Origin of the sequence: Streptomyces albicerus, from assembly GCF_008905045.1 — a bacterium.
GTDB classification, from domain to species: Bacteria; Actinomycetota; Actinomycetes; order Streptomycetales; family Streptomycetaceae; genus Streptomyces; species Streptomyces albicerus.
The window spans coordinates 26,283-45,958 of the sequence record NZ_VWMY01000036.1 but is presented as its reverse complement, the minus strand read 5'-3'; the positions used below and the strand labels follow the sequence as shown (position 1 = coordinate 45,958).

Genomic DNA, 19,676 nt, shown 5'->3' with positions numbered 1-19,676 from the left:
CCGGCCCGTATCCCGTTGGTACGGGCCCGGACGCCGGAGCGTGACCGGTCCGTGATGAGGGGGCGCGCGGAGCGCAACGCTCATGGGACGTTCCTCGTTCGGAAAGATCCACGTTGACGCGGCCACGTCCAGTACGGCGACAACACCGGTATGCGTGTCGTCATCGTGACCGAATCCTTTCCCCCCGATGTGAACGGCGTGGCCCACTGCGCGCTCCAGACCGCCCGGCACCTCGTCGATCGCGGTCACGCCCCCATCGTCGTCGCCCCGGCCACCGCCGCCGGGAACGGGCCCGACGCCCTCGCGCCGTGCCCCGTCGTCCGTGTCCCCTCCCTACCGCTCCCCGGCTACCCCCAGGTCCGCGTCGCCCTCCCCAGCCGACGCGTCGCCGCGGCGATCGTCGAACACCGCGCCGACATGGTCCACCTGGCCAGCCCCTTCATCCTCGGCGTCCGCGGCATGGCCGCCGCCACCCGGCTCGGCATCCCGGCCGTGGCCGTCTACCAGACCGACCTCGCCGGATACGCCCGCACCTACGTACACGCCGGCGAGGCGGCCGCCTGGCGCCGTATCCGCTCGGTCCACGCCGCCGCCGACATCACCCTCGCCCCGTCCAGCGCGGCCCTGCACGACCTGGAGGCACACGGTGTGCCCCGGGTGCGCCTGTGGCCGCGCGGAGTCGACACCGTCCGTTTCCGGCCAGAACACCGGGACGACACTCTTCGCCGTGAACTCGCCCCCAACGGCGAGCTGATCGTCGGCTACGTCGGCCGGCTCGCCCCCGAGAAGCAGGTCGAACTCCTCGCCGGAGCCTGCGCCCTGGACGGCGTACGCGTGGTCGTCGTGGGTGACGGCCCGAGCCAGCCCAGCCTGACCCAGGCGCTCCCCGGAGCCGTCTTCCTGGGCCGGCGCACCGGCGACGAACTCGCCCGGATCTTCGCCTCGTTGGACGTCTTCGTGCACACCGGGCCGTTCGAGACCTTCTGCCAGACCGTTCAGGAGGCGATGGCCAGCGGCGTCCCGGTCGTCGCCCCCGCCGCGGGCGGTCCGCTCGACCTGGTGGCGCACGGGCGGACCGGACTGCTCGTCCCGCCGCGCGACGCGGCCGCCGTGCGCGACGCGGTGTGGTCGCTCGCCTCCGATCCCGCGCTGCGGGCCGCGTACGGCGCCGAAGCGCGCCGTACCGTCGAGGGCCGCACCTGGGCGGCCGTCGGGGACCAGCTCATCGGGCACTACGCCGACGTGCTCGCCGGACGGACGGTGGTGGCGGCATGAGCGGCTCCCTGCGGATCGTCCGGCTCGCCAACTTCGTCGCCCCCGCCTCGGGCGGACTGCGGACCGCGCTGCGCGAACTCGGCGCCGGATACCGGGCGGCCGGGCACGAGCCCGTGCTGATCGTGCCCGGCGAGCGCGGCTCGGACCGCGAGACCGAGCAGGGGCGGGTGATCACCCTGCCGGGTCCGCTGCTGCCCGGCACCGGCGGCTACCGCGTCCTCACCGACAAGCGACGCGTGGCCGGTCTCCTGGAGGCCCTCGCGCCCGACCGGCTCGAGGTCTCCGACCGTACGACGCTGCGCTGGACCGGCGTCTGGGCGCGGCGTGCCCGTGTGCCCGCGGTGATGGTCTCGCACGAGACCGCCGACGGCGTGCTGCGCACCTGGGGCCTGTCGGAGGGCATGGCCCGGCGGGCCTCGGACGCCCTCAACCTCCGTACCGCACACCACTATTCACGGGTGGTGTGCACGACCGAGTTCGCGGAGCGTGAGTTCGTCCGCATCGGGGCGCGCAATGTCGTACGCGCCCCGCTGGGCGTCGACATGGAGGGCCGGCACCCCTCGCTGCGGGACCCGGGGCTGCGCGCCCGGCACGCGCGCGTGGACGAGGTGCTGCTGGTGATGTGCTCGCGGCTGTCCGTCGAGAAGCGGCCCGGTACGGCGCTGGACGCCCTGGAGGCGCTGCTGCGTCGCGGGCAGCGCGCCGTGCTCGTCGTGGCCGGTGACGGGCCGCTGCGGGCCAGGCTCGAACAGCGGGCGCGTGAACGGCGGTTGCCGGTCACCTTCCTCGGACATGTCTCCGACCGGGCACTCCTCGGCGGTCTGCAGGCCTCCGCCGACGTGTGCCTGGCTCCTGGACCTGCCGAGACCTTCGGGCTCGCCGCCCTGGAGGCGATGGCCTGCGGCACGCCCGTCGTCGCCAGCGCCTCCTCCGCCCTCCCCGAGGTCATCGGCTCCGCCGGAGCCACCGCCGCGGACAACGGAGAGGCCTTCGCGGACGCCGTACGGATGCTGCTGGACCGTCCCGAGAGTGAGCGGCGGGAGGCGGCACGCGCGCGTGCGGCGTGTTTCGGCTGGCCGGCCGCCGTCGAGGCGTTCCTCACCGCGCACGACGCCCCGGTCCGCGTGGGGCGGTCCGAGTCGCCCGCGGCCGCCCGCCCCGTGGAACGGGCTCGGGAGGGCGTCGGATGAGACCCCTGCGGTTCGTGGCGCTGGGTGACTCCCTCACGGAAGGGGTGGGCGATCCGGTGGGCGAGGGGTGGCGCGGCTGGGCCGCGCTGCTCGCCGCCGGGATCGCTCCGGCCGACGCGCCCGTGGAGTTCGTCAACTTCGCGGTCAGCGGCGCCCAGACGCGTGACGTCCTGGAACGCCAGACCCCGGCCGCGCTGGCCGAACGGCCGGACATCGCCTCGGTCGTCATCGGCGTCAACGACACCCTGCGCTGCACCTTCGACATCCGCGCCGTGGCCGAACGGCTCGACGAGGTGTACGCGGCCTTCACCGGGCAGGGCGCGGTCCTGCTGACCGCGTGCCTGCCCGACCCGGGCGCGATGCTGGGACTGCCCGGGGCGCTGGCCCGGCCGCTCGCACGGCGTCAGCGGGCCGTCAACGCGGTCGTGCACGCGCTGTCCGAGCGGTACGGCGCGGTTCATCTGCACGCCGCGGAAGGGGACTGGGTCACCGACCGGGCCATGTGGAGCGCGGACCGGCTGCACCCGGGCGAGCGGGGGCACCGGCAGCTCGCCCTGCACTTCCACGGGCTCCTCGCGCGCGAGGACATCGCCACGGGAGCCGTGCCGTCCCCCGAGCCCGAGTTCCCCGAGCCCACCCGGTCGGCGAGCCTGTGGTGGCTGGCCACCGCCGGGACCGGGTGGGTGGCCCGCCGCTGCACCGACCTGCTGCCCCAACTCCTCACCCTGGCCGCCGACGAGATCCGTCACCGCGCCCGGGGCACCAGCGCCCGCCTCGACCTCAGCGCGTCCCACGCGGTGGCGGCGGCGCTGGCGGCGCTGTCGGTGACGGAGCAGCCTGACGCGGCGTAGCGCTCCGCGGGTTGGGCCGTTGTTGGGTGCGGGTTTGTTGTGGCTGGGCGCGCCCACGCGGCGGAGCCGCACATCGGATACAGCCCCGCGCCCCTTACGGGGCGCGGCTCAGCGCGTTCGATTGCGTACTGCCACGAACCGCACCGGCGTCCCCGGTACGGCCTGGGCGGTGGCGGGTAGGTCCGCGGGGTGGGTCACCGCGATGACCGGGTACCCCCCGGTGGTCGGGTGGTCGGCGAGGAACACGACGGGTCTGCCGTCCGGGGGAACTTGGATGGCACCCAACACCATTCCTTCGCTGGGCAGTTCGCCCGGAAGCGCCCGCTCCAGAGCGGGCCCCTCCGTGCGCAGGCCGATGCGGTTGCTCGCCGAGGACACCCGGTAGGTGTGCGTGGTGAGGGTGTGCACGGCCGCGGCGGTGAACCAGTCGTCGCGCGGGCCGAGCATCACTCGTAGGACGAGTTCGACCGGAGGGCGCGGCTGCGGAACGACGTCCACGCGCGCGTGGGGGCCGATCGGCCTCCCCAGGGGGAGCACCATTCCGTCGGTGAGCGGCGGCGGGCCGAGGCCGGACAGCAGATCCGTCGACCGGCTGCCGAGCACCGGCTCGACGGTCACTCCGCCCGACACGCCCACATAACTGCGTACTCCGGAGACCGCGGTCCCCACGGACAGCAGCGCCCCGGCCGGCACGCGCACCGGCGCGCCCCAGGCGACCGGGCGTCCGTCCACGGAGACCGGACACGGGGCACCGCCGAGGGCGACGGTCACCGCTGAACGCGGCCGTACGTCACAGCCGTTGAGCGTGGTCTCCAGGAGGGCCGCCTCGGGCGGATTGCCGACGAGCCGGTTGACCAGGGCGGCGGCGGGCGCGTCCAGTGCGCCGGAGCGCGGTACGCCCAGGTGCGCGTGGCCGGGCCGCCCCTGGTCCTGCACGGTGGTCAGCGCCCCGGCGCGTACGACGACGAGCGCGCGGTCCGTCATCGGGAGCCCACCGGCACGAAGCGGACCGGCGTGCCCGGCGACAGCAGCGCGGCCGGCACGCGCGCGTGGTCCCACAGCACCGCGTCCGTCGTGCCGATCAACTGCCAACCGCCTGGTGACGAGCGCGGGTACACGCCCGTGTACGGGCCCGCCAGCCCCACGGAGCCCGCCGGAACGGTCGTGCGGGGCGTCGCGTGCCGGGGCACGCCGTAGCGGGCCGGGAGCCCGGTCAGATAGCCGAAACCCGGCGCGAACCCGCAGAAGGCGACCCGGAACTCGGCCGCCGCGTGGATCCGCGCCACCTCGTCCGGCGACACGTCCCAGTGCTCGGCCACGTCAGCCAGGTCCGGGCCGTCGTAGCGGACGGGGATCTCCACGACCTCTGCCGCGCGCGGGAGAGCGGACGGCAGCTTTGATGTGGTCAGTTGCGCGGCGAGTCGGGCGGGGTCGTCGATGCCGTCCAGGAGGACCGTACGGGCCGCGGGGACGATCTCGCGCACCGAGAGGGAGCCTTCCGAGCGGCGGCGCAGCAGGTCCGCGTGCAGGGCCTGGGCCTCCTCGTCCGTGGACACCTCGACGAGCAGGGCACGGTCACCGACCGGCAGTGCCCTCATACGAACGCCTCCACCCGGACGCCCGACTCCTCGAGCCGCGCACGGACCTGGCGGGCCAGGTCCACCGCGCCGGGCGTGTCGCCGTGCAGGCACAAGGAGCGGGCCCGTACCGCGATGTCACGCCCGGAGTGGGCCGTGACGACACCGAAGCGGGCGAGGCTCATGGAACGCTCGACGACCGCGCCGGGGTCGGTGATCACCGCACCCTCCTCACCGCGCGGCACGAGCGTGCCCTCGTCCGTGTAAGCGCGGTCCGTGAACGCCTCGGTGACGACCGGGAGTCCGGCCTTCTCGGCCACGTCGAGGAGGCGCGAGCCGGGCAGCCCGAGGACGGGGAGCGTGGCGTCCGCGAGCAGCACCCCGTCGACCACCGCCCCCGCCTGCTCCTCGTCGTGCACGACGCGGTTGTAGAGCGCGCCGTGCGGCTTGACGTACGCGACGCGCGCGCCCGCCGCGCGCGTGAAGACCTCCAAGGCGCCGATCTGGTACGCCACTTCGGCCGCCAGCTCGTCGGGCGGCACGTCCATCGCGCGTCGCCCGAAGCCCGCCAGGTCCCGGTAGGAGACCTGCGCGCCGATCCGTACGCCGCGTTCGGCCGCCAGCTCGCACACCCGCCGCATGGTGACAGCGTCCCCGGCGTGGAAGCCGCAGGCCACATTGGCGCTGGTGACGACGGACAGCAGCTGTTCGTCGTCGGTGAGGTGCCAGCGGCCGAAGCCCTCGCCCAGGTCGGCGTTGAGATCGATCGGGGTCATGGAGTGTTGGTTCCTCCGGTCAGGCGACGCGGTACTGCTCGTCGCGGGCGTCGGTGATGAACATCTGGCCCGGCGCGTGGGTGATCGCGAACGGTGGGCGCGAAGCCATCACCGCGGCCTGCGGCGTCACACCGCAGGCCCAGAACACCGGGATGTCGTCCGGTTCGACGTCCACGGCATCGCCGAAATCGGGGCGTCCGAGGTCCTCGATGCCGAGGCCGCCCGGGTCGCCGCAGTACACCGGGCTGCCGTGCACCGCGGGCAGCAGGCTGGTCTCCCGGATCGCGGCGGGCAGGTGCTCGGGCGGCACCGGGCGCATCGACACCACCATGGGACCGTGCAGCCGCCCCGCGGGACGGCACTGACGACTCGTCACGTACATGGAGACGTTGCGCCCCTGCTCGATGTGGCGCATCGGCACGCCCGCCCCGGTCAGCGCCCACTCGAAGGTGAAGCTGCACCCGATGAGGAACGACACGAGGTCGTCGCGCCAGTGGGCCACCACGTCCGTGGGCTCCTCCACCAACTCGCCGTGCTCCCAGACCCGGTAGCTCGGCAGATCGGTGCGCAGATCGGCGCCGTCGGCGAGGACGGTCGTCCAGGAACCGGCGTCGGTGACGTCGAGCACCGGACAGGGCTTCGGGTTGCGCTGGCAGAACAGCAGCATGTCGTACGCCCAGTCGGCGGGCACCGAGATCAGGTTCGCCTGGGTGTGGCCCGCCGCGCAGCCCGCCGTGGGGCCCGACACGCCCGAACGGAAGCGGGAGCGGGCCTCTGCCGGGCTCCACGCGTGCGCGTGGTCGTCGAGGAGGTTCAGGGCGCGGTGCCGTGTACTCGGTGGCGGGTTCACAGAAGCTCCTTCCCACGGGTCTCGGGCAGACCGATCAGAGCCAGTGCCGCGAGACCGTAGCCGATCGCGCCGAAGACCAGCGCGCCCCCGACACCCCAGCTGTCGGCGAGGAAACCGACCAGCGTCGGGAAGACCGCGCCCACGGCACGGCCCGTGTTGTACGTGAAGCCCTGCCCGGTGCCGCGCACTGCCGTCGGGTACAACTCGCTGAGGAACGAGCCGAAGCCGCTGAAGATCGCCGACATACAGAAGCCGAGCGGGAAACCGAGCACGAGGACAAGGGTGTTGGCGCCGCTCGGGATGTTCGCGTAGGCCAGGATGCAGATCGCCGAGAGGATCGCGAAGAGCAGGATGTTGCGCTTGCGGCCCAGCCTGTCGGTGAGATAACCGCCGGTCAGGTAGCCGATGAAGGCTCCCGAGATCAGGAACGTGAGGTAGCCGCCGGTGCCGACGACGGACAGCCCGCGGTCCGTCTTCAGGTACGTCGGAACCCAGGTGGCCAGCGTGTAGTAGCCGCCCTGGACGCCCGTGGAGAGCAGGACCGCGAAGATCGTCGTCCGCAGCAGTCCCGGCGCCTCGGCGGTGCCCGGCCTGAAGATGGCCGTGAACGAGCCCTTCTGGGGGCTCTTCTTGCGGCGCTCGGCCGCTTCCGGGGCGTCCTGCACGCTGCGGCGCACCCAGACGACCAGCAGGGCCGGCAGCGCCCCGGTCCAGAACATCACGCGCCAGGCGATGTCGTCGTCCAGGAACTGGAAGACCATCGTGTAGACGATCACGGCGAGTCCCCAGCCGACGGCCCAGGAGCTCTGGATCGCGCCGAGCGTACGGCCCCGGTGCTTGGGGCTCGCGTACTCGGCGACCAGGATCGCGCCGACCGCCCACTCACCGCCGAAACCGAGCCCCTGAAGCGCCCGGAAAACCAGCAGGGTCTCGTAGTTGGGCGCGAAGCCGCAGGCCACGGTGAAGACCGCGTACGTGATGACCGTGATCATCAGCGCCTTGACGCGCCCGATCCGGTCCGCGATCACACCCGCGGCCGCGCCGCCGATCGCGGACACCACCAGCGTGACGGTCGTGAACAGCCCGGTCTGGCCGCTGTTGAGACCGAAGTACGCGGCCAGGGCCACCATGCTCAGCGGCAGCGTGAAGTAGTCGTACGAGTCCAGGGCATAGCCGCCGAACGCGCCGCCGAAGGCACGGCGGCCACGCGGACCCAGGGCCCGCAGCCAGGCGAACGCGCCCTCGTCGGCGGTGGGTTCACCCGCTCCGGGGCGCGTGTCGGTGGTCAGTGCCTGCGGTGGAGGGGTCGTGCTCATGGGCACCTCGCAGTTGTGGGACGGGAGGGTGCTGGGGACTGAGCCGTGCCGTGCGGGAGCGCTTGAAGTACCGAGCGTGAAGGGCCGAACTGTGGCGTGCGGAAGCCGTCGGCTCCGGAGTGAGCGGTCGGTGCCTGACTAGCAAGGTAGAGGATCGTTGAACGATCCCTCAATACCCATGTTGTTTCGTTCTTGTATCTGCGATTGAATTCGGGCGTGGCCGAACTGAACGGACTGGCGGACGACCGCGCGCTGCTGGGCCGCACCAGCACCGCCGAGCGGGTCTCGGACATCCTCAGGAGCCGGATCGCCGAGGGGTACTTCCCGCCCGGTACGCGCCTGTCCGAGGACAGCATCGGCGGGGCGCTCGGCGTCTCGCGCAACACGCTGCGTGAGGCGTTCCGGCTGCTCACGCACGAGCGGCTGCTGGTCCACGAGCTCAACCGGGGCGTCTTCGTACGGGTCCTGAGCGTCGAGGACGTCGAGGACATCTACCGCACCCGCGGCCTCGTCGAATGCGCCGTCGTACGTGGACTCGGCAAGCCGCCGTACGCCCTGGACGGTCTCGCCGAGGCCGTCGCCGACGGGCGGCGGGCGGCACGCGAAAGTGACTGGAAAGGCCTGGGCACCGCCAACATCCACTTCCACCGGGAGCTGGTCGCGCTGGCCGGCAGCGTCCGCACCGACGAGCTGATGCGCAGCGTCTTCGCCGAACTGCGGCTCGCCTTCCACCTCGTGGACGACCCGAAGCGCCTGCACGAGCCGTATCTCGCCCGCAACGGCCAGATACTGCAGGCCCTGCAGGACGGCGACCGCCAGGAGGCGGAAACCCTGCTCGCGATATACCTCGACGACTCAAGGAAGAGGGTCGTGGAGGTCTACGGGCGCAGGGTGGCGGAGGACGACTGAGCAGAGGGAGCGTCCCCAAAGGGGGCGCGGGGCTGTGTCGATATGCGGCTCCGCCGCGGGGCGCGACCAGCCAAAGTCAACCCGCAGGCAACAGACAACCCGCAGTACCCCGGCGATCCCAGCGGAGCGCTTCGCGCTGTTTGGGTCGTTGTCAGACCGAGGACCTAGTCTGTGCATCGTGACTTCGCCTGCATCGACGGACAGTGTTCCGCCCCAGCTCAGCGCGGGGCCGCGCCCCGCACCGGGCCCGGCCGCCGACGAGGGACTGGCGCGGCGGCTGCGCGCGCTCGCCTGCACCGCGCCGCTGCACGACCTGGACGTACGCAAGGCGAACCTCGCCGGTGAGTACTCGGTGTACGGGATGGCGGAGGTGGCCCTCGCCGCCATCGACCTCGTCACACTGAACATGGACTTCGACACGGGCGCCGACCACGACCAGATAGTGGCCAGGCTCATCCCGCGCATCGCCGCCCAGGCCCCGCGGCGGCCGGTCGCCGAGCACGAGCGCGTCGCCCGCTGGGTCCTGGAGAACCTGATCAACGTCGGCAGCGTCGACCGAGGCTTCCGGGCCGTATACGGCACGTTCGCGCCCGACGGTTCCTACGTGCGCCGGGACTACGACTTCAAGCTGATCGAGGAGGTGCCCGGCTACGGGGGGAGCGTGTATCTCCGTACGACGGACGAGGCGGTCAACGTCCTCGTAGGCGCCCTCGACACCGACGTCACCAGCGCCCAGATCGCCGCCGAGGTCAAGCTGGAGGTGCTGATCAGCCGCGGCCGCCTCGCGGACGCGCAGCTCGCCGCCGAGCAGGCCCGCTACCGGACCGTGCAGTACTCGGAGACGCTCCGCAGGGCCCTGGACGCGACCCGGCGCAACGTACGGGCGGTGGACTGGCTGCAGGCCGTGCCCGACATGATCGCGGAGGCCCTTGATCATGTGGCCGACCGGTATCGGCACGAGAACGCGATCCTCACGAACATCCGCAAGGCGCGTGACGAGTCGGAGGATCCCGAGCAGAAGCGGCGGGCCGCAGAGCTCGTCGACATCGTCAAGGACTGCATCCGGCGGCATACGCAGCTGCAGTCCCGGCTGCTGGAGGCCGGGCCGCTGTTCCGGGCGGAGCAGGACCGGCAGGCCTTCGCCACGCCCATGACGACGTCGGGGATCGACCTGTACGGGCATCTTGTGGCGCCCGTGCTGCCGCTGCCCGTGGAGCAGGCGTTGCGGGTGACGGATGCGTTCTTCGCCCGCGGGACCGGGTTGCGGACGCCCGTGTCCGTCCGGGTCGGGGATCTTGTCGACATACTGCTGACGCCGCCGATGGAGCGGGAACATCTCGGGGCGGAGATGCCTGAGCCCGATCTGATCGCCACGCCTGACGACAGTCGGTTCAGCGAGGAGCAGCTCGGCCGGGCCATGGAGTTGCTCGACCTGCCGTCCGACGCGCCGCGGCGGCTGTCCGGACTGCTTGCCGACGCGCGTCGGCAGGATCCCGAACTGCCTTATCTGGTGGCCCTGTTGGCGGTTCACGCGGCCAGTCCGCCGGTCGGGACCGCCTATCGGCAGGGCGAGGAGAAGTTGCTGTTCGCCGTGGATGACGGGACCGAGTTGGACGATCCGGAGTTCGGCGGGGCCGACCTCATCGTGGGGATGGCTCTGCTGGATGCGGTCGGGATGGCTGCCGGCCGAACGGAGGCGGCGTGATGTCCCACAGGCTGTTGTTCGGCTGCGGGTCGGCTGTGGCTGGTCGCGCCCCGCGGCGGAGCCGCATATCGACACAGCCCCGCGCCCCTTATGGGGGCGCCTTCGTCCCCGTACCTCTGAACAAGGAGCCCTGGCTGTGACCGAGCACGTCGAGTGGAGTGAGCCGGAGCCCGCCACCGTGCCGGTGAGTGCCGCCGTCACACCCGCCGACGCTGCCGATGCTGCTCGGCTTGTCGCTTTCGGGCTGCAGCCCAAGCTTCAGCCCGCGCGGGACCAGGAGTACGCCGAGTTGCTGCGCCGGTACCGCGAGGACCCGCCCTTCGCGCGGCTTGCCGACGCCGTGGCCGCCGGGCTCGGGCTCATCGTGCTGGAGGTGTCCTCGCGGGCCGGGATGGCGGTGACCGCTGCCGAGGACTCGGTGTTCGCCGTGCGTATGGGGGATTACGCGCGGCGGGCGTCCGCCGATTCGGGGGACCGCTTTCTGCACGGGCTCGCGCATCTCGCTGTCGCCGCCATGGCATTTCCGCGGCCCGAGGATCTCGCGGACGACGGATACATCGGGCGGGTATCGGTCAACGGCGTCGACGCGTTCGTACGACAGGCCTGCCGGCGTCTCGAGGAGCGGGCCGAGGTGCAGGGCGAGAACACCGACCCGGCGACGGACGCCCCGGGTCTTGAGGCCGCCTGGCGGATCTGGGCGCGGCGCAGTGCCGCCGGGGCCACCAAGGACGCGCGAAGACTCGCCGGTTCGACCACCGGCATCGTCGGGAAGGCCGTCGCGTTCCTCACAGACTCCGGGTTCCTGCAGCGCACCGGGGACGACGCCGGAGGGACGTACCGGACGACCGCCCGCTATCAGCTCCAGGTGCGGGACATGGCGGGCAGCGCCGCGATGGCCGAGCTGCTGGAGCTGGGCATCGTGCCGGTCACCGACGGCACGGCGAGCCTGCTGCCCGCCGAGGACACCGACGATCTGGAGCTTGCCGCCGACGCCGGGCTGCCCTTCCACTCGTGACCGACGGCCGATCCGCCGACCGGCCGATCCACTGACCGACTGACCGCCTCAACTTCCTTTACGACTACGAGAGTCCGCCGCCATGTACGAGCTGTCCCGGGTCCGCCTCTACTCCATCGGGCCGGCCGGTGCGCGCTATGCCGACACCGTGCTGGACCTGCGGGATGTGGGCGAGCCCGTGCCCGACCCCGCGCCCACACAGGCGGAGTTCTTCGAGGAGGAGCCCGTCGGACCGCCGCGCCGCCCCGCGCCCGCCGGCGTGCTCTTCCTGGAGAACGGCGGCGGCAAGTCGGTCCTGCTCAAGCTGATCTTCTCGGTGATGCTGCCGGGCCACCGGAACACGCTGGGCGGTGCCAGCTCCGGTGTACTGCGGAAGTTCCTGCTCGCGGACGACTGCGGGCACGTGGCCTTGGAGTGGCAGCACACGCTGACCGGTGAGTGCGTCGTGGTCGGCAAGGTCAGCGAGTGGCGGGGGCGGCAGGTCTCCAACGACCCGCGGAAGTTCGCCGAGGCCTGGTACTCCTTCCGGCCCGGACCCGGGCTCAGCCTGGACAACCTGCCGGTCGCCGAGGCCACCGCGGTGCGACCGTCCGTGGAGGGTGTCTCCGGAGCGCAGGGGCGGCGGCGCACCATGAAGGGCTTCCGGGACGCGATCACCGAGGCGGGCAAGGCGTACCCGCACCTCGAAGTGCACTGGGAGGAGATCCACGACCGCTGGAACGAGCACCTCGGTGACCTGGGCCTCGACCCCGAACTCTTCCGCTACCAGCGGGAGATGAACGCGGACGAGGGCGAGGCCGCCGGTCTCTTCGCGGTCAAGAAGGACTCCGACTTCACCGATCTGCTGCTGCGCGCGGTCACCGACACCAGGGACACCGACGGGCTCGCCGACCTGGTGGGCGGGTTCGGCAACAAGCTCGGGCGGCGGGCCGAGCTGATCGCCGAGCGGGAGTTCACCGCCGGATCCGTGGACCTGCTCGGGCGGATCGTGGAGGCCGCCGGGGCGAGGGCACGCGCGCGTGACATCCACGCGGGCGCCGAGCGGCGTACGCGCACGCTGGCCCGGCGGCTCTCCGCGCGCGCCGTGCAGGAGCGTGGCCGCACCGGCGACCTCGCCCAGCAGGTCACCGCCGCCGCGCACCGGGTCACCGAGGCCGAGAGCTCCCGGCAGCGCAGCGCACTGATCGCGGCCGAACTCGCTTACCGGCACGCCTCGTTGGCGCTCGCCGGAGCCGAGAAGAGCGCGGCCGCCCAGAAGCGGGAACTCGCCGACGCGCGTACGCTGCACTCCGCGTGGCAGGCAGCCGAGCTCGTGCTGCGCCACCGTGCCGCCGCCGACCGCTCCGCGCGCGTGTCCGCCGCGATCCGCGAGGCCGAGCGGGACGCCGCGCCCGCGCTCGCCGCGCGTGCCAAGGCCGCCGTCGACCTCGTACGCGCCCTGCACGGCGCCGCCGAAGGGGCCGAGACCGTCGCCAACGAGGAGGAGGAGCGGTCCGCCGCGCTCCAGGAGGTGAGCCAGGCGGCCTACCAGGACTCGACCGCCGCGGCCACCGAGGCGCAGCGTGCCCGCAGCGAGGTCGGCCATCTGCGTCAGCGCCTCAGTGAGGTCGAGCAGGAGACCGCCGAGGCGGTGCGCGCCGGATGGCTCGACGACACGGCTCCGGACGCCGACCCGGCCCGTGCCGCGCTCGCCGCCAGCGATGCCGAGAAGACCGCCGTAGCCGCGTGGGACACCGCGCGCGAGGCGTCCCGCCGCACCACGGAGCACGCCCGCGAGGCGGCGTCCAACGAGTCCCGCGCCGAGCTCACGGCGGCCCGTGCGGCCGATGCCGCGACGGCGGCCGAGCGTGCGTACGACGCTGAGCGGCGCACCGCGGAGGCTCTGGCGGGGGAGGAGCGGCTGGCCGAGCTGCTGAGTCTGCCGGGGGCCTCCGGCGGTTCGGGGGGCTCCGGGCGCTCGGGTTTGCCGCAGCAGCGACAGGGCGCCGGGATGGCTTCCGGCGAGGGCGCCGCGAGTGCGGGCGGCGACGCGGGACACGGGGGAGCGGCCGGAGCCGGGCAGGGGCACGCGGCGGGCCGCGGCTCGGGAGCCCACTCCGGCGGCGATACCGAGCCCGCGCCCGGTATGCGCGGCAGTGACGCGGCAGGCGCCCGCCGAGGGCACGGCGGCCCGGCCGCCGACCCCTGGTCCGACGGCGAAGTGCCGTTGTCCGCCGAGGAGTTGGACCCCTACGCCGACGAGCTCCGGCAGCTGCTCGACGACGGAGTCGCCGCCGCCGAGCGGCAGCTCTTCGAGCTGCGGACCGCCGCGGCCGACGACGCCCGGATCCTCGGCGCGCTCGGAGACGGCGGGTTGCTGCCGCCCGGACCCGATGTGCTGGCCACCGTGGAGTACCTGGGCGAGCACGGCATCCCCGCACTCCCCGGCTGGCGTTACCTCGCGCAGGCCGTCGACCCCGTCGACCACGCGCGCGTGCTGGCCGCGCGGCCCGAGCTGGTCGACGGCGTGATCATCACGGATCCGGACACGCACGCGCGCGCACGGGAAGCCCTCGTCGACGCCGCGCTGCTCCCGCGGTCCGCCGTGGCCGTCGGCACGGCCGCCGCGCTGCTCGCCCCGACCCCGGCTCCGGATGCCGACGACGGAGGCGTCTTCCTCGTACCGCCGAACCCGGCCATGCACGACGAGCACGCCGCCGACGAGGAGCGGCAGGCGCTGCGGACACGTGCGGGCGAACGGGACGAGGAGATCCGGGAGTTGGCGGCGCGGCTCGCCAAGGACCGCGAGCTGGCCGCACGGCTCGCCTCCTGGCGCACAGGCTGCCCGGCGGGGCGGCTCGCCGAGCTCGCCACGGCGGCCCGGGACGCGCGCGCGTTCGCTGAGGAGACCGAGACCGAGCTCGCCGAGGCGCGTACGGTCCGGGCCGAGGCCGACGAGGCGGCGGCCGAGGCGGCCCTCGTACGGGACGAGCGGCAGGAGGCCGCGCAGCGGGCCCGGCGCGCCGCTGACGCGCTCGCCGGACTCGCCTTCCGGCTGCGCGAGCGCGCCGGCTGGCAGGTCAAACTGCGTGAACTCGCCGATGAGGCAGCCGAGTCGGAGGCCCGCGCCCAGTCCTGCCTGGAGCGCGCCCGCGCCGCCGACGAGGACCGGCGCGGCGCCCAGCGCGCCGCCGACGACGCCCGCCGCACGGCCCGTGCGCTGCGCGCCGAGCGCGCGGAGATCGCGGGCGCCCCCGACGACGTACCGGAGGCCGATCCGGCCGCCGCGAAGTCGTCGCTGCCCGCCCTCCGCGAGGCCTATCGCGCCGCCTCCCAGCTGTACGAGAAGGTCGGCGTCGGCGCCGACCTGCGGGCTGAGCAGGCCCGGGCCGAGAGCGACGAGAGCGCGGCGCTCGCGGAACTGGACCGGCTGAGCAACAAGGTGCGCACGCGCGCCGCGCAGCTCCTGGAGTCCACCGACGGCTCCGACGGGCCGTCCCGGCAAGCCGCCGCCGCGCGCGCCGAGGAGCTGGTCCAGCTCCTCGAAAGCCGGGCATCGACCGCGAGCGAGCAGCTCGGACGGCTGCGCGGCGAGGCCGAGCGGCACGCGCCCGAGGACGGCGAGGCGCACACCGAGCTGCCCGAGGACCTGGTACCGCGCGACGCCGAGCACGCGCGGAGCCTGCTGCGCACCGCCACGGCCGAACTCGCCTCCCGCACCGAGGCGTTGAGTCAGGCGCGCGAAGCCCACGCCGAGCTGCTGGACGCCCACCGCTCCGCCGAGGACGCGGCCGGCGGCTTCGACGAGACGGCCGCCCTGCTCCGGGACCTCCTCAGGGAGCACTCGGACGAGGAGCAGGAGGAGCCCGAGCCCTACCCCGGCACCCTCGAAGAGGCCCGGCAGTCGGCCGCCGAGGCCCGCCGTTCCCTGCGCGGCTGCGCGGCCGACCTGTCCGCCGCCGAGGCGGCCGTGCGCGAGGCCAGCGACATCCTCGTACGGCACGCCAACTCCACGCGGTACGAGCAGGTGCGCACCCCCGCGCGTCAGCAGATCCGTGAGCTCCCCGCGTCCACGCTGCCCGAGCACGCACAGAAGTGGGCGGACGCCTTCGCGCCCCGACTCCGGGTCCTCACCGACGAGTTGGAGCAGCTGGAGCGCAACCGGGACTCGATCGTGGACCGGCTGCGCGGGCTCGTGGAGTCCGCGCTCGCCACGCTCAGGTCGGCCCAGCGGCTGTCCCGTCTCCCGGAAGGGCTCGGCGAGTGGTCCGGGCAGGAGTTCCTGCGCATCCGCTTCGAGGAGCCCGACCAGGCCACGCTCGCCGAACGGCTCGGCGAGGTCGTCGACGAGGCGACCCGGGCGGCCGTCAAGAAGAACTCCGACCTGCGCCGGGACGGTATGTCCCTGCTGCTCCGAGGGGTCAGCGCAGCACTTCAGCCGAAGGGCGTCGCCGTCGAGATCCTCAAGCCGGACGCCGTACTGCGTGCCGAGCGCGTCCCCGTCGGACAGATGGGTGACGTGTTCTCCGGCGGCCAGCTGCTCACCGCCGCGATCGCGCTGTACTGCACGATGGCGGCCCTGCGCTCCAACGACCGGGGCCGCGACAAGCACCGGCACGCCGGCACGCTGTTCCTGGACAACCCCATCGGGCGCGCCAACGCGACGTATCTGCTGGAGCTGCAACGGGCCGTCTCGGACGCCCTTGGCGTCCAACTCCTCTACACCACCGGCCTGTTCGACACGACCGCGCTCGCCGAGTTCCCGCTCGTCATCCGCCTCCGCAACGACGCCGACCTCCGGGCCGGCCTGAAGTACATCAGCGTGGAGGAACACCTCCGGCCGGGACTGCCGCAGCAGACCCCGGCCGGCGAGGGAGAGTCGGTGCACAGCGAGATCACAGCCACTCGCATGTACAAGCGGCCGGCAACCAGCGCCCCCTAAGGGGCGCGGGGCTGTGTCGATATGCGGCTCCGCCGCGGGGCGCGATCAGCTACAGCCAACCCGCAGCGACCCATAGAGTCCTTGAGTTCGTGGTTCCTTGAGTACTTAGGTCCTTTGGTTCTTGGGTTCTCGAGCCTTCGGGTCAGGGCTCAGTCGGCCGCCGGAGCGGCCGTGGGCGAGGTGGGCGGTACGGACGCGTCCGCCGAGGTCTGGAGCTGGTGCTCGGCCAGCACCCCGGTCCGGTGCCGCTGCACGAACCAGTAGTAGGCGAAGCCGCCGGCCATCACGATGCCGACGAAGAGGACGGCACCCCAGCGCAGATACCAGTGGTACGGGGCGGCCGCGTTGTAGACCGCGGCGCGGCCAGATCAGGTTGATCGTCATGGCCGTGCCCCACGCCACGGCGACGATGTTGACGAGCAGGCCCCAGCGGCCGAGCGAGAACTTGCCGTCGCCCGCGGGCCGCCACTTGCCGCGCAGCCTGACCACCAGCATGGGCCCGGTGACCATCAGATACGCGATGTAGATCATGATGATGCCGATACTGGTGACCACCGTGAAGATCTGCGGCTGGCGGATGTTGACCACCAGGATCGCCAGCGCCAGGATGCCGATGATCACGGTCGGCAGTACCGGGGTCTGGAAGCGCGGGTTGACCTTGGCCAGTTTGGACGAGGCGGGCAGGTTGTTGTCGCGGGCCATCGCGAAGGCCAGCCGGATCGCCGCCGTGTGCACCGCCAGGGCGCACACCGTGACCGCGATCAGCACACACCACAGCATCGCCTTGCCCGCGTCCTGACCGAGCACGTCGAGGACGACGTACTGCAGGCCGTCCGTGGACAGCTGCTCACCCTTCAGGCTGGACACGCTCATCAGCGCGAGCAGCAGGATGAGTCCGCCGAGGAGGAACGACGCGACGATGGCGCGGATGATGGCGCGCGGCGCGTTGCGTGACGGGTCGAGACACTCCTCGCCGAGCGACGAGGCCGTGTCGAATCCGTACATCACGTACGCGGACGCGAGCGAGGCGATCAGGAAGGCGCTGAGGTAACCGGCGGGCTGGCCCGTGCCCGTGCCGTTCGTCTCCAGCACGACCTGGGGCCCACGGGTGAGTTGTCCCTGGCGGGAGGGGAGTGCGGCTCGTGCGGGGTCGTTGGTGAGCGGGTGCTGGATCATCGGGCTGATCGGCGGACGCCGGATCGTACGCTGGTCAGCGGGTCCCGGATCTTACGGCGACGAGTGCCGGATCTTGCGGTGAAGAGCGCAGGATCTCACGGTGAAGTGCGGTGGATCCTGCGATGGATCAGGCGAACCAGCCCTGTGGACTCGGGTTGGTCGTGCGCCAGATGTGCTTGGTCTCGCGGTACTCGGCGAGACCGGCAGGACCGAGCTCCCGCCCGAACCCGGACTGCTTGTAACCGCCCCACTCGGCCTGCGGGACGTACGGGTGGAAGTCGTTGATCCACACGGTGCCGATGCGCAGCGCGGACGCCACACGGTTGGCCTTGGCCTCGTCGGAGGTGAAGATCCCGCCGGCCAGACCGTAGATCGTGTCGTTGGCCAGCCGCACCGCCTCCGCCTCGTCCGTGAACCGCTCCACGGTCAGCACCGGGCCGAAGGATTCCTCCTGGACGACGGACATCCCGGCGGAGCACTCGTCGAGGACGGTCGGCGGGTAGTAGAAGCCCTCCGGGTGCGGAGGATCGGCGGGCCGCTCCCCGCCGCAGCGCAGGACCGCGCCCTCCGCACGGCCCTTGGCGACGTACGCCTCGACCTTCGCCCGGTGCGCCGCCGAGATCAGCGGACCGGTCTGCGCCCGCTCGTCGAACGGCCCGCCCAGCCTGATCAGTTGGGCCCTGCGGACGACCTCGTCGACGAACCGGTCGTGCAGTGAATCCTCGACCAGGAGCCGGGCCCCGGCTGAGCAGACCTGCCCGGAATGCAGGAAGACGGCCGTCAACGCCATGTCGACGGCGGTCTCGAAGTCGGCGTCGGCGAAGACGATGTTCGGGTTCTTGCCGCCCAGTTCGAGGGCGACCTTCTTCACCGTCCCGGCCGCCGCGGCCATGAGCCTGCGGCCGGTCTGCAGACCGCCGGTGAAGGAGACGAGGTCCACGTCCGGATGGTCGCTCAGAGGCGCGCCGGCCTCGGGCCCGGCGCCGAGGATCAGATTGCCCACACCCGCGGGCAGCCCGGCCTCCTCCAGGAGCCGCATCAGATGGATCGCGGTGTGCGGGGTCAGCTCGCTCGGCTTGAGGACGAAGGTGTTGCCCGCGGCGAGCGCCGGGGCGACCTTCCACGCCGTCTGGAGCAGCGGATAGTTCCAAGGCGTGATCAGCGCACAGACACCGACCGGTTCGTACACGACCCGGCTGTCGACGCCCTCCGTGCCCGTGTCCACGACCCGGCCGGTCTCGCTCGCGACGAGCCGGCCGAAGTAGCGGAAGCAGTTCTCGATGTCGTCGATGTCGTACTCGCTCTCCACCAGGCGTTTGCCGGTGTCGAGGGACTCCTCACGGGCGAGTACGTCCTTGTCGCGTACGAGGAGGTCGGCGACCCGCAGGAGCAGATCGCCGCGCTCGTTCGCGGGCGTCCGCGGCCAGGGGCCCTCGTCGAAGGCACGGCGCGCGGCCGCGGACGCGTCGGCCGTGTCCTGTCCGCCCGCCTCGTCCACGACGGCGACGAGCGAACCGTCGGCCGGGCAACGGATCTCGCGGGTTCTCTTCTCCCGCGCGCTCGTCCACGTACCGCCGATATAGAGATCAGCCATCCATGCCTCCCAGCATGCCTATGAGCCACTCGTGGAAATCCCGATGTGGTGCTCGGTGGGCACCAGCACCCTGCCTCGCCGGTCGGCGCGGGACGCCATCGTCGGCTGCGTACGTTCGCAGGCCTTGAAGTCCTGGGCGGTGACCCGGTGGAAGAGTTCCACGGACTTCGACACATCGGCGCCCGACTCGACGACCTCGGGTGCGTAGAGCCAGTCGCACTCGACGATCGTCAGGTCTTCGGCGAGGGGGAACATGCGGTGCAGGATGACATGGTCGGGGACGTGATTGATGAACACGGTGGGTTTGACCGTTATCGCATAGTAACGACGGTCTTGCTCCTCGGCGACCGCGGGTAGTTTCCCGCAGCCCTCGCTGCCGTCGACCGTGAAGCCCTTGCCCGCCTCGCCGAACGCGGCGCCGTGGCCCACGTGGTGCTGGGCGGTGTAGCCCTCCGCGAACTCCGTGAGTACGTCGGTGAGTTCGGGGTGGATCGTCGTGCAAAGGCAGCGCTCTGGCCCGA

13 protein-coding genes and 2 pseudogenes are annotated in these 19,676 nt (G+C 72.4%); 7 read left to right on the top strand and 8 right to left on the bottom strand.

Annotated elements, in window-relative coordinates; all coding sequences use genetic code 11:
* Window positions 1-150: 150 nt before the first annotated feature.
* Genes GAS53_RS30590 through GAS53_RS30580 form a run of 3 tightly spaced genes read left to right on the top strand, consistent with a single transcriptional unit; the run spans window position 151 to window position 3,316 of the window.
* On the top strand, window positions 151-1,275 hold the full coding sequence (locus tag GAS53_RS30590; protein WP_151480972.1) for a glycosyltransferase family 4 protein: 1,125 nt from the start codon (window positions 151-153) through the stop codon (window positions 1,273-1,275).
* Window positions 1,272-2,465 (top strand): glycosyltransferase, encoded by a 1,194-nt coding sequence (locus GAS53_RS30585; protein ID WP_151480971.1) that lies wholly within the window; start codon window positions 1,272-1,274, stop codon window positions 2,463-2,465. Before GAS53_RS30590 ends, GAS53_RS30585 begins: the two co-directional genes overlap by 4 nt.
* Entirely contained in the window at window positions 2,462-3,316 is an 855-nt protein-coding gene (locus GAS53_RS30580) for an SGNH/GDSL hydrolase family protein (protein ID WP_151480970.1), read from the top strand. Before GAS53_RS30585 ends, GAS53_RS30580 begins: the two co-directional genes overlap by 4 nt.
* 108 nt (window positions 3,317-3,424) lie before the next feature.
* On the opposite strand, the gene GAS53_RS30575 is transcribed toward GAS53_RS30580, so the two are convergent.
* From GAS53_RS30575 to GAS53_RS30555, 5 genes are read right to left on the bottom strand one after another with little or no spacing between them, the layout of a single operon-like run.
* The gene (locus GAS53_RS30575) at window positions 3,425-4,300 is read right to left on the bottom strand and encodes a 5-oxoprolinase subunit C family protein (protein ID WP_151480969.1); all 876 of its coding nucleotides are present in this window, start codon (window positions 4,298-4,300) and stop codon (window positions 3,425-3,427) included.
* On the bottom strand, window positions 4,297-4,914 hold the full coding sequence (pxpB, locus tag GAS53_RS30570) for a 5-oxoprolinase subunit PxpB (RefSeq protein WP_151480968.1): 618 nt from the start codon (window positions 4,912-4,914) through the stop codon (window positions 4,297-4,299). Before pxpB ends, GAS53_RS30575 begins: the two co-directional genes overlap by 4 nt.
* Complete coding sequence (locus GAS53_RS30565) at window positions 4,911-5,669, bottom strand: LamB/YcsF family protein (RefSeq protein ID WP_151480967.1); 759 nt, start codon at window positions 5,667-5,669, stop codon at window positions 4,911-4,913. The genes pxpB and GAS53_RS30565 overlap by 4 nt, the downstream gene beginning before the upstream one ends.
* A gap of 19 nt (window positions 5,670-5,688) precedes the next feature.
* The gene (locus GAS53_RS30560; protein ID WP_151480966.1) at window positions 5,689-6,519 is read right to left on the bottom strand and encodes a putative hydro-lyase; all 831 of its coding nucleotides are present in this window, start codon (window positions 6,517-6,519) and stop codon (window positions 5,689-5,691) included.
* Window positions 6,516-7,835 carry an MFS transporter gene (locus GAS53_RS30555; protein ID WP_151480965.1) on the bottom strand — a complete coding sequence of 440 codons (1,320 nt, stop codon included), beginning with the start codon at window positions 7,833-7,835 and terminating at the stop codon, window positions 6,516-6,518. The genes GAS53_RS30560 and GAS53_RS30555 overlap by 4 nt, the downstream gene beginning before the upstream one ends.
* A 216-nt stretch (window positions 7,836-8,051) precedes the next feature.
* Between GAS53_RS30555 and GAS53_RS30550 the strand changes: the two genes are divergently transcribed.
* The 4 genes from GAS53_RS30550 (at window position 8,052) to GAS53_RS30535 (ending at window position 16,385) form a co-directional block, all read left to right on the top strand.
* The gene (locus GAS53_RS30550; protein ID WP_151480964.1) at window positions 8,052-8,744 is read left to right on the top strand and encodes a GntR family transcriptional regulator; all 693 of its coding nucleotides are present in this window, start codon (window positions 8,052-8,054) and stop codon (window positions 8,742-8,744) included.
* A 178-nt stretch (window positions 8,745-8,922) separates the two neighbouring features.
* Window positions 8,923-10,449 carry a hypothetical protein gene (locus GAS53_RS30545; protein WP_151480963.1) on the top strand — a complete coding sequence of 509 codons (1,527 nt, stop codon included), beginning with the start codon at window positions 8,923-8,925 and terminating at the stop codon, window positions 10,447-10,449.
* Between the two features lie 136 nt (window positions 10,450-10,585).
* Window positions 10,586-11,464, top strand: coding sequence for a hypothetical protein (locus GAS53_RS30540; RefSeq protein ID WP_151480962.1), 879 nt, complete (start codon window positions 10,586-10,588; stop codon window positions 11,462-11,464).
* 82 nt (window positions 11,465-11,546) lie between these two features.
* Window positions 11,547-16,385 (top strand): coiled-coil domain-containing protein, encoded by a 4,839-nt coding sequence (locus tag GAS53_RS30535; RefSeq protein ID WP_151480961.1) that lies wholly within the window; start codon window positions 11,547-11,549, stop codon window positions 16,383-16,385.
* 149 nt (window positions 16,386-16,534) lie between these two features.
* On the opposite strand, the pseudogene GAS53_RS30530 reads toward GAS53_RS30535, so the two are convergent.
* From GAS53_RS30530 to GAS53_RS30520, 3 genes and pseudogenes are all read right to left on the bottom strand, one after another.
* Window positions 16,535-17,498 (bottom strand): annotated as a pseudogene (locus GAS53_RS30530) (amino acid permease); the annotation flags it as partial.
* A 190-nt stretch (window positions 17,499-17,688) separates the two neighbouring features.
* A complete protein-coding gene (locus GAS53_RS30525) occupies window positions 17,689-19,155 on the bottom strand; it encodes an aldehyde dehydrogenase family protein (protein WP_151480960.1) in 1,467 nt (488 codons plus the stop codon).
* A pseudogene (locus GAS53_RS30520) lies at window positions 19,148-19,656 on the bottom strand (SRPBCC family protein); the annotation flags it as partial. The pseudogene GAS53_RS30520 and the gene GAS53_RS30525, both read right to left, overlap by 8 nt.
* Window positions 19,657-19,676 lie beyond the last annotated feature (20 nt).